The following is a 10,567-nucleotide window of genomic DNA, read 5'->3' as shown; positions in this document are numbered from 1 at the left end:
GTACACTGCAGATAGAACCGTAATGGCTAGCCTAAATCAAATAAATTCCGATATTTTTTACGCCCACTTACATTACTTAAAATAGTTCAAATCTCGAAGTGTGTTTAATTTTTTAGATAAAAACGACTTATCTACATACAATTGGATCTAGAACTATCGCATTTTTGCAGTAAAGTTCTTCATGTCGTTAAGTGGCAATATCCTTATCTGGACAACACCAATAATCTCTTCTTGATTTATCATTCCCCACTGGCGGCTATCTGTACCATAAGGTCGGTTATCTCCTAATACTATATAATACTGTTCTGGAATATAATTTTCACCAATAATATCTGATGTAATAAAATCTTCTGTATAATAACCCCCGTTAAGTGCAGCATCATCAATTTCATCAATAATAAATTTCTCCACTACTTCATAGCCATCAATATATAAAATATCATTTTCATACTTCATCATTTCACCAGGAAGTCCTATGACACGACGAACTATACGTTTATTGCCTAAATTCAGATATACTAAGTCAAATCTTTCAATTTGTTTTGTTTGTTTCACAATCACCATGTCACCATCTCTTAGTGTTGGAATCATACTGAAGTCCTCAATTGTGGCCACTTTGAAAAAAAAGGAACCAATCAATATTGAAAACAATACTATGCCGACTGTCACTATTAGTAAATCCATTGCTTCTCGTTGCAATTTCAAAACAATTTTTTTTAATTTTCGCAACTGTTTTTCCTTTTTATTTTTTAATCGAGGTCTCTTTGGTACTGATTTTTCTTTTGATAATCTATTCAGCTGATTCTGTGATGGTGTTCTTTTTCTTTGTCTCTTTCTAGTCTTAGTGTTTCTCTTTCTTCTACTTGTATGGAGAGTTGTTTCGGCTTTTAATTTATTATAATGATTTTTAGAGGTCATTGCCCCCCGCTCTCCTTCGATTCTAATGCGGATTGATTTACTTTATAATAATCAAAAGCCTTCATTTCATAGCCAATAGTCCGCTCAACATCTTCTTGAAATTGAGCTACCAACTCGGTATTTCCATAGAAGTTCTGGCTCTCGCGAGTTGCATTGACCCCTAGCTTAGACAAAGCATTAAAATACCGATTCAATGCCGACTGTCCTTCAGTTGTGTTTAACTGACTCGCTTTATTTGTATTATAGCTTGATAGACTAGTCGCTAGATAACGAATATTCTGTAAACTGGATGTCTCATCTTCTGTCTGATTAGCTGCCTTATCTAGCTCTTGCTGAAAGTCTCGTAAAAGATAGTATGAACGAACGATTGCATCGGCATCATCAGAAGTCAAATTTATTGATTGATAAAACGAGGCATAAAAAGTTGCACCACCTGCCCCCATACTTAAAATTAAGAAGATTACCATTCGAACTAAGCTTTTCTTCTTAAGCTCTTTTAACGAGACAATTATTCTTTCCCAACGTCGCCGCTTTTTTTTATTCTTGGGTGCCCGCTCAGGTATTTTTTTTAATTTACTGCGATTTAAGAGAAATTGGAAAAAGAAGAGGAGGGTAAATACCGTGAAGAGGATACAGCCAGCCGCTCCAATCATCACAATCCATTCTAGTATGGTCATTATGTCACTCCCATTCTCTTTCTATTAAGATTGCTTTCGTTTAGTATTCGTCTCTTTAGAAGAATTTTTCTTATTAGTACTTATTTTTTTTGTTCGCACTGCTTTTGCTTTGCTTTTCTTATTCTTTCTAACCTGACGTACTACTATGAAGACCAATAATACAACTGCTAGAAAACCACCTGCAATTGCTGCAATAATCTTCCAGTCAATACCTGTATCTTGTACTAATCCAACATCTCTTTCATTGTATTGAGTGGCTTCCTCTTCAGTAATTTCAAAGTCTTCTGTCCACTCCCAACGCTCACCGGTCAAAGTCGTGACAACAACATGGGCAGTATACATTCCAGCCTCCATTCGGTCCCCATTCATAGTGATAGGATAGTCAATGAACGAATTAGGTGCCATGCGAATTGATGTAGTTCGAGATTCATAGAGCACTTCATTACTTCCTTGAGTTGTAATTTGCGCATCTACAGTCATATTGTTCACATATGTTGCTACTACATTAGAAAAATTAACAAACATCGTATTCCGATAATTACTTTGCCCACCATAGGCTTGATTCCATTGTAAGTCTGGTGTTAATTCCACATCAGTTTCTTGTAATAAAATAGATATAACATATGCATACTGGTTGATTACTGTAGAGCCTCCGCTTTCATTTTCTGAAGACTCACCTTGACCGGCCTGCATCATTTGCAGTCCGCCAGCAATCACGCCGTCAAAGCTGGTTTCAGGCATCTGGATTTCTAGTGGTACTGCTTTAGTTTCCCCAGGAGCTAACTCTACACTATTAGGCCCAGTTACAATATCTTTAAAATCAAATGCTAATGATGCATCATTTTCAATTTCGCTATTTGCATACTCAATAACACCATTCTGATTCGTTTTGGCACCATTTAAAGCCAAGTTCACTGTTACAGCTGTTTCACTTGGGTTACTCATAATTAAATTAAGTGTTTGTTGTTGCCCTGGCTGCATCATTAAATGATAATAGCCAAGACTCGTGTCCGTTTGATTTTCGGGATACTCTAAACTATATGTAAAATTCCCTTGTCCAGAATTTCCTGATGTTGAGGTAGCCGCAGCTTTATCTGTTACAAAAAAGCCCATTAAGCAAATGATAACCGCTAGCAGGCCTAATAATCGCTCTTTATTAATTCCCAGTCTCATAAAATCCCTCGTCTTCTAAATTTAGCATCTGCCTGTACGCAAATATTATTACTATGTACTTTTTTTGATTAAGAATAGAGCAAGCTGACAGAGAATCCTCTATCAGCCTGCAATTTTTGATTTCATTTTGAAAGCTTTGTGTGGTTTTTAAGCAACTCTTGCAATTGACCACGTAATTGTAGCAGTATATGTGGTGCCTACTTCCATTCCGCCGTTTGCTGCAGCTGGTACGTTTAATTGAACAGAGGTAGTATCTGTATCAGCTACACCTGTATAGCCAATGCTGTTTGCAACTGGACTGTAGTCTGGACTTTGGCCATATTCAGCTGTATAAATTCCTTTATTTGTAGTTCCGCCTTTTGCAATGATAACTGGTGTGTTGTATGAAAGTTCAAATGCCGATTCAAAACTTTCTAAATCAGTTGCACCATCAGTTTGTGTTGCTAAGATACCATTGCTAAATTTGATAGTCGCACCATCTAATGTTTTGCTATTTGTATTCGTGAATTGTGTAGATAAATTCGCAGATACTTCATAACCGGATGTTGCGCTATCATCGATGTCTCCCCACTGTACTAAAGCACCGCGAGTAACTTCCGTGAAAACAGTAGCAGGGTCTGTAGGATCATCCAATTTGTCATACACTTCCACTGTCACTGGTGCTGCATAAGCACTAGTTGCTTGACCTGTTTTAGCCATTGTGCCAAAATCATAGTTTGTTGTCCGCATCAATGCTAAAGGACCTGTATTTGGATTTTCATTGATATCGTCATCCGGGACTTTAATTTTTTTATCGTCATCTTCCGGGTCAGGTAGATCAGTATTTGGCGTATCAATATCCCCTTGAACAATTGTTACTTTTCCTTCAGATGGTAAAGTCAATGCACTCGCATTTGCTGCGACTGGTCCTGCTACTGAAGCTCCTACTGCTGCGATTAAAGCAGCTGCACATAAACGTTTAAATTTCATTTTGTTTTCCTCCTAATATTTTTTCCCTTTTATTTACAAATGAGGATTTCCCTCAGTTTGCCTAATATAATGTGGTACCTGTTTTAACTTGTTGGTCCAGCTTCTAATGTCCATGTTAAGGTTGTTGTATACTGAACTGGATAAATTTTTGTTGCTACTGGAACAGACAATGAGACTGCTGAGTTCCGATAAACTGGTTTATTATAAGTTGCATCAAGAACTGGTTCACCTTTTTCATCTGTCACAGCAGTCAGTGTATTCTCTTGATTAGCATTATTCTCCCCAGATGCCCCAAATGAGATTAGCCAAACACCAGCACCTTGACCGCTGGTTGCTGTGGCAACTGTATAAGCTGTTCCCATCTGATTAATAGCCAATGTGTCGCGGGTCACTGTTGGAGTCCCGCTGTCTATTGAATTTGCCCAGCCTTTATCAAAGGATAGAACAGCCCCATCTAATTGTTGATGCTCTAGGTCTTGAATAATCCTGCTTTCAAACTGTCTTTCTTGTTTCAACGTTAAGTTCCATCCTTCTGTGCCACCCCGCTGATCAGTAATTTGGATATAATATCCACGAGCAGGAGTATCACTGTGGAATAGCTGGGCTAAGGAATCATACTTTCGATTGTTTTCTGTAATCTTTATCGCTCCAAAGTTTAAGCTTGACACAAAATCAATACGCAGATCACCTTTTGTAGATGGTCCTGGTCCAGGATCAACCTCTACACCAGGATTTTCTGGATCTTTTGGAGGTGTCGTCTCTGTTCCTACAACAGATACCGATCCTTGACCGTCTAATGAGGAAGCTGCTTGTCCATAGGTTGCATTAAGTACCACCGAACAGATACACAAGCTTGTCAAAAGAGAAGTAATAACAATTCGTTCCTTTCTCATGCTTGCCCCTCCTTTTCATTCTCCCTTTTTCGTCGGTAAAGGAAGAATAATAGTGCCAAGAGGATGACACCTCCACCGATTAAACTAAAGTTACGAACTGTTTCTCCAGTATTGGGTAACTTTCCGCCTCCTGTGCTAGGTAGTTCTTCGCTCGTTGTTGTAGATGTAGATAGACTCGAACTCTCACTTGTTGTACTACTCGGCTCAGTGGAATCTTCATAAAACGTAATTTGTCCATCAACTTGAACTTGACCTCCCGCATCTCCTGCAGCTAAAACTTGTGGACCGCTCCAATAAACTCCGATGATGACCACGAACAGTCCGAGGAGTAAACTTATTTTTTTTCATTTATCTCTCGTCCCTTCTACGGTTGTCCCGGAATAATTGTCCACTTTACAATTCCTGAGAATGTTCCAAGTTGACTACCGGAGACTTTAGACGGATTCACTTCTAACTTGAGACCCAAATCGTTTTCTTCCGGTCCCCAAGTCCCCGTGACATTTAATCGTCCACCTGTTGTACTCACGTATACATTCTGGTTTCCACCATTCAACGTGATTTCATCGTTATCGCCGCGAACATAGCGCAAGGCTTCTGTCATAATAGAACCTGTACCAGAATTTTTCATTTCTTCCTTAATAGCCACTTGTAAGGTCCATCCCGTTGTTATATCGGCACGGGTGTCCGCAACGACCAAGTCATCTCCCACTTTTGAAGGAGCATTAATACGTTGCCTTTCAGCAGTGTAATCAATAGAGCCAAAATCTAGTGTTGTCGGACTTGATTCTAAAAAGACTTGCCCAGTCACAATATATTGGACCGTCTGTGTTACATTTGTAATATTTAAAGCTTCCTCATCTGGTGGGCGGGTTGTAATTTCATAACCTGCTAATTCCAAAGCAGCTAATTGATCTTGTACAAGCTGATAGGTTGTCGATTTCAAATTCACTACATCTCCAACATAAATATCCGTTACAATATCGTTTATATCTGCTTCGCCAGCAGTTAAGGTATAGCCGCTAAGAACAGTACCACCTTCGTTTACAAACTCTACTGTTAAGATAGAATTCATATTAATAATGCGTACGTTGATAGAAGTAGACAATGCTGCTGACAATCCAGAAACTGTTGTAGGCAATGTAATTTCTACCGGGTAATTTACGTTTGGAGTAATTCCCGTTAAGCCAGCTAAACCACCTAAATCAGTCACTACAAAATCAGTTGGATCCGTCCATTCGGTTTTCACACCATTGACAATACTATATGCACTAACATCTGAATGATTGAGAATATAGCTACTTAACTCTGCATCGGTCATTTCACGGATATCTACATATGAAAATTCAAGCGGTGAATCTGCACTGATGCCCGTTTGACTGTCATAAACTATCAAGGTTGCGTTAATTATTCCTTGATTCATAGCGTTGTCATACACATAAATTTGAACCGGAATTCCCGTATCAGAAGTACCCTCGCTTAAAGCAGTCTCTACTGAATCTCTATCAACGTATTCATACGTAAATATCTGCATCAACGGATTAGTATCAGTGACAGAATCAATATCAACAAAGTCACTTGCCTCAGGTAACGCATCCCCGATGTAACTATAGTAAGTTAGGCCCGTTCCTTCAGGCGGAGTCTTATCTAAAACTACCTTGGTTACTTCTTCTTCTTTCAAATTGTAAAACGCATATACGTGAATAATATTCTCAGCAGTAAATGTCTCATTAATTCCTAAATCTTTTAGATTGATTGACCAATTTCCATCAGAAGTTTCTGGTACCTTAAACGTGTAATTTAGTCGCGTTATTTCTGCCATCGTCGGATCTTCTACTGGAGAAAGAACAGTATCTCCTGTGCCGATACTTTTGGCAGAAGTCGTTCCATTCAAAGGTTCCTCCCATAGACGAATATAAGAGCCTGGTCTGGCATAGCCTTTAACGATATAGGAGTCTTCCATGTCTGGATTGTCATTCGGTTCATTTTGGATTGATACATTAGGATTAGGTATCTGAGTGAAAAGCACTCTTTGCTGTCCTCTTGTAGTAAAGTTTTTATAGAAACTATCTAATGTTGCGGAATACATCGAATTAGCTGATGTTATGCTAGTTGTATAATTAGAATAGTTTATTAACATTTTGGACATCGGTGCGTATTCAAATGTAAATCCACCATCAATATCTCCATCATTACCAATGCTCATATTATTGAGAGTCCACTGATAAACATTTTGGACAGACACATCAAGTTCACCACTGTAGTAAATCAAACCATTATTTGTATCTGATCCACCGCTCAATGTATTAGTTCGTTGAAGATTTACTCGTTTTGCATCCGCAAATTTAAATGTAGAGCCGCTTCCAAAACGAAGCAAATACTGATCTCTATTGGTACTATCACTTTGAACATCTAAGCTACCATTTTCACCAATAACAAAGTTGACACTGGATGAAGAATAGATCATGTCAGTCGAAGAATTTCCCATTCCAGTTCCATAGATATTTAATGAACCATTGACATTAATGGATCCACCGCTATTCATATAAATGGGATTACTGGTATTACCATTTCCGCCATTCGTGCTGTTCGTCCGATACAGATTAACTTCTGCTCCTTCTTCAATGTCAATGGCAGCCGAATTAGAATTTAAACTAAGAACTCCATTTTGACTAGAAGTATTAGTAGACGTTAAATTTACAACTGAACCTTTCCCTACTGAAACACTGCCGCCTCGTAGACTAAATACTGCCCCGTTTCCATCACCAGAAGTAGCATTACCTCCTCGAGTAGCATTAAGAGTAACGTTCTCGCCAATCTCTAATCCACTCCCACCTTCATAGAGGTCAAGTACGGGACCACCTAAAGATGACAAAGTAACATTTGCGTTATCTTCAATAGTGGTAGACCAAACACCTAATGTTTGATTTCGAATATCATTTGACCGCCAATAAGAGCTGTCAGTCGAACTAGCATAATTGATTCCATCAGTTCTTAGAGGCTGACCGTCACTATCTACAGCTTGATAATATTCACGCTGTTCTAAATGAATATCTCCAGCAAGATATAATACAGATGACTGTGCCTGCAAAAATTGCGCGCCATAATCTGTCACATTTACAAATCTTTGCCAGCAATCTTTTTCATATTGATCACTTAAATCTTGGATTTCAATTGGACCCCAGTAATTTCCATGATAGAAATTAATATTTTGGATTGTCTGGTACCATCGCAAATTGTCACTGCCACTATAATCTTCAAGGGTATTATTATTAGCTGATACACATAGTGTTATTGCACCAAAATCCATTGTGTATCGCTTGCCACCAGCTTTCTCTCCATCAATCGTAACTGCACGAGCAGCGCCTGTGATTTGTGTGTATACAAAGACGGCTCCATTAGAATCATTCGTCTTTGTTGTGTCGGTGAAGACATTGGTCGCAGCGTTATCAGCTAATCTAGGTAATTGATAATCAATTCGTGTTCCACTACCAGATGGAAAAACAATATCGTCAACTAATTGGATTTTAGTAACACTGCGGTTGGCATAAGCAATAAAAAATTCACCCATGTCTTTAACGTATTTTGTATGTGTATAATCGCTTCCATTAAGGTCTGTTGCACTTGTTGAATTACCATACGTCAACCGAGCTTGTGATAACCCTGTAGAAGTGAGTCCATGTTCTCCCGCATACCTCAATTTTGGATAATAAAACGGTGCATAAGGATTTGTTGACTCAACATGAATATTTTGCATTTTGATATTCCAGTACCCGTTTGAAGCTCCAGATGTATCAGAAGAATCGGCAAATCCGATAGCAACATTATTAAAATCAAAGGTATTTCCTTGACCCTCAATGACCAGACTCCTAGAGACATCTTTTTGAACATAGAAATACTCATAACTTGTAGGATCATATCCTCTTAAAGCAGCAGGAATTGAATCATTCGTACCCACACTTGCGTCAGTCTCAGTAAACACCCCAGCAACATTGGTTTTATTCGATGCAGTTATATCTCCTGCTAACGTAATTTGAGTTATGCTCTGCGTTCCTAAAGCTGTAACAAACTCATCCCAAGTTGACACAACGGCTGTATTTTCTGCCATAGGACTGATTGATAATCCCGAACGTTCAGACTGCAGTTTGTCCAAGCTCGGTTCTCTGTCATTAACTAATACTTCAGTTTTTTTTGATTTTACGTTATCAAGATTTGCATCCGATACACATAACTCATATGACCCTTCCTGATCAGCAATAAGGAATATAGGTACCTCTTTAATAGATGAGTCAACAGAAATTGTTAATTGTCTTGTTTTTTCTTCATAGTTAAAATTGGGTTTTGGTTCATCAAAATCTTGAAGATTTTTTTTCTCTGTCGCTTCATCGAAACTAATCCCTTCAGGTAAAACCATTGTCCATTGATGCGACTTTGAACTTAATGCATCATCTGAATCGCCAGTTTGTACCGGACTGTCATCTGAAGAGTCTGCTGTACTTCTGACATCGGAGTTTTTAGAGATAATTACCTGAAATCCTTCCCCTGTTTTTAGACTAGTCAAATCTTCACTCGATGACAAACTTAACTGAGTATGATTTATAGTTTTCTCCATTGCACCAGTAGCGATCTGGTTCACTGCTACAGCAAGTACAGATAGTACAGCGATTAAGTTAATCCATAAAAACAATTGTTTACGTTTATTTTTCATTTCATTCACTCTTCCCTCCTGTCCCATTACCTTTGCTTTTAAAACAACCTTTCGTTAACTGTTCTTTAGCAACTTTTCAATATCATTTGATGGTTGCCAAGATAACCAACATTCCCCCTTTCTATAAGGTTAGATGTTTACCCTGGTTCCAATAAGAGATTTTTCACCCTAGTCAAAATTTATTTAAAAAGGGCTACTGCTGTGACACATATTAAAATGTGCTGCTTGTCACTTAAAGTCTTGAAAAAAAACTTCAAGACTTTCATACAAAGCAGGCTTCAACGCATAACCCTTAGTCCAATGAGTTTCTATAAGGGAGTCACTTAAATCAAATTGCTTGAGTTTCACCTTAACTCTTCCCATGATTTGTGATAACTGCGTTAAAGTTGAGTTCGAAGCACCTTGAACCCAAAGCTCTTTACATAAATCTTTACGTTGAACAAAGGTAATTTTATTGTCAAAAAGGATTCTAATAAATTCTTGTTCCTTTTTGGATAGGCTAGAAAAAAACAGACCTATTAATCGAGGTGAAATATAGTCAGCTTCGGCCGCAAACTTACTTATTTGATTAGAACTCAAGAGGGGTTCATTTAAGTGAGTTTTACTGAATAATTCACGAATTTCCGAAATTGACATTCTTGAATTTAGAAAATAAACTTCTTCTTGACAATCCTCCACACTTGAATCAGTTGAAGAGATTATTTCGTTGTCAATTCTAAAGAGAACAATGTTTTTTCCCTCAAGATTTTTAATAATCCTTTGAACATTCATATTTGAAATACTTTCACTAAAAACTAAATATTGAAAATAGTTGAATAGTGAAAAATTTTTTTTACTCAAAAAATCATCTAAAATCCGACTAGAGCAGAAAACTTCGTATCCTAATTTTTGAAACTTGTCTTGCCAGTCAGTATCTGTATAGAGATTTTGAGTTAAAAAAAGAATTTGTTTCATTTATTCCTCCTACTACAAGTTGTTTTAATTAAAATTGAATTTTGGCAATAAAATATTTAAAATTTCTAAATGTATAACACATAAAACTTGACTATATAGAAACTAAACACTAGTATTCGTGTGTTATATAAAAGTCATATTTTTCTGATAACTAACAATTGTAGGAAATATAGGCATTTAGCCAAATAAGCAAATAGATTTTTTAAATCTTTGACGGGGTTTTTGACGGCAAAAAAAAAGAACTGGTAATTAATCCAGTTCTTGAAAATAAGCATTTA

The 10,567-nt window shown here is 37.5% G+C and carries 8 protein-coding genes; all 8 read right to left on the bottom strand.

Translation table 11 applies throughout. The features are described from left to right. Nucleotides 1–153 precede the first annotated feature (153 nt). Nucleotides 154–918 carry a signal peptidase I gene (gene lepB / locus ORH16_RS15410; RefSeq protein WP_265459743.1) on the bottom strand — a complete coding sequence of 255 codons (765 nt, stop codon included), beginning with the start codon at nt 916–918 and terminating at the stop codon, nt 154–156. Next, a complete protein-coding gene (locus tag ORH16_RS15405) occupies nt 915–1,595 on the bottom strand; it encodes a hypothetical protein (RefSeq protein WP_265459742.1) in 681 nt (226 codons plus the stop codon). Before ORH16_RS15405 ends, lepB begins: the two co-directional genes overlap by 4 nt. A gap of 24 nt (nt 1,596–1,619) precedes the next feature. Beyond that, nucleotides 1,620–2,768, bottom strand: coding sequence for a DUF916 and DUF3324 domain-containing protein (locus ORH16_RS15400; protein WP_265459741.1), 1,149 nt, complete (start codon nt 2,766–2,768; stop codon nt 1,620–1,622). A gap of 147 nt (nt 2,769–2,915) precedes the next feature. Further along, nucleotides 2,916–3,737, bottom strand: a complete 822-nt coding sequence (locus ORH16_RS15395; protein WP_265459740.1) for a WxL domain-containing protein — start codon at nt 3,735–3,737, stop codon at nt 2,916–2,918. 83 nt (nt 3,738–3,820) lie between these two features. Next, nucleotides 3,821–4,630 (bottom strand): WxL domain-containing protein, encoded by an 810-nt coding sequence (locus ORH16_RS15390; protein ID WP_265459739.1) that lies wholly within the window; start codon nt 4,628–4,630, stop codon nt 3,821–3,823. Further along, complete coding sequence (locus ORH16_RS15385; protein ID WP_265459738.1) at nt 4,627–4,944, bottom strand: LPXTG cell wall anchor domain-containing protein; 318 nt, start codon at nt 4,942–4,944, stop codon at nt 4,627–4,629. The genes ORH16_RS15390 and ORH16_RS15385 overlap by 4 nt, the downstream gene beginning before the upstream one ends. 50 nt (nt 4,945–4,994) lie before the next feature. Beyond that, the gene (locus tag ORH16_RS15380; RefSeq protein WP_322597310.1) at nt 4,995–9,335 is read right to left on the bottom strand and encodes a pectate lyase-like adhesive domain-containing protein; all 4,341 of its coding nucleotides are present in this window, start codon (nt 9,333–9,335) and stop codon (nt 4,995–4,997) included. 228 nt (nt 9,336–9,563) lie between these two features. Beyond that, nucleotides 9,564–10,289 (bottom strand): helix-turn-helix domain-containing protein, encoded by a 726-nt coding sequence (locus ORH16_RS15375; RefSeq protein ID WP_265459736.1) that lies wholly within the window; start codon nt 10,287–10,289, stop codon nt 9,564–9,566. Nucleotides 10,290–10,567: the final 278 nt, after the last annotated feature.

Origin of the sequence: Enterococcus sp. HY326 (genome assembly GCF_026157065.1) — a bacterium.
GTDB lineage: Bacteria > Bacillota > Bacilli > Lactobacillales > Enterococcaceae > HY326.
This window is presented reverse-complemented; position numbering and strand designations above follow the sequence as displayed.